Annotated in this window: 1 pseudogene; it reads right to left on the bottom strand. The window is 74.5% G+C overall.

Annotated elements, in window-relative coordinates:
• Positions 1-558 (bottom strand): annotated as a pseudogene (locus BFF77_RS32090) (SWIM zinc finger family protein); the annotation flags it as partial.
• Between the last annotated feature and the right edge of the window lie 93 nt (positions 559-651).

The following is a 651-nucleotide window of genomic DNA, read 5'->3' as shown; positions in this document are numbered from 1 at the left end:
GTGCAGCCCGACCAGCCGCGCCGAGTGCGCGGCGTGCAGCAGTTCGGCGCGGTGCACGGCGCCGGAACCGGCGATCCCCGCGACCAGAACGGCTGTCACCGCGTCACGCAGGGCGTCGAGCGCGGTGGACCGGGCGGGAGTGAGGACGACGTCGCCGACGGCCGCGGGCGCTTCGGCTGCGCTCCCGTCCCTCGATCCTCCCTGCTGTTCGTCCCGCTTCTCGCTCTCGCCCGTCTCCTCCTGCGCGTCCTCCGCTTCCTCCACCGCAAGGGGCGCGCTCGACAGCACGGCCGCGCGGTGCAGACAGGCCGGGGCCAGCAGACAACTGCATACGGCGTGATCGTCGGCGGCCACGATCCCGGCCGTGACCCTCAACGTCACCACCGTGTCGTCCGCGACCCGTACCAGCACACCGTCCGGACACGGCTCGACCGGCCATCCGGCGGCCTTCGCCACCGCGCCGTCCACGCGTTTGCGCAGCCGCGCGGGCAGCAGATCGAGTGCGGCGGCGGCCACCGCGGCGGTCACCGGCGGCAGTACCGCCGTGGCATCGGTCATCGGTGCGCACCTCCTACGCGTTCGCCGACCCAGCGGGCCAGCTCCAGGGGGCTCAGCGCCGCGACCGGCATCCCCGCCCCGACCAACTGACCC

The organism is Streptomyces lushanensis (genome assembly GCF_001700515.1).
Lineage (GTDB): Bacteria > Actinomycetota > Actinomycetes > Streptomycetales > Streptomycetaceae > Streptomyces > Streptomyces lushanensis.
Note: the sequence above shows the minus strand (reverse complement) of the source record. Positions and strands in the feature narration are given on the sequence as shown.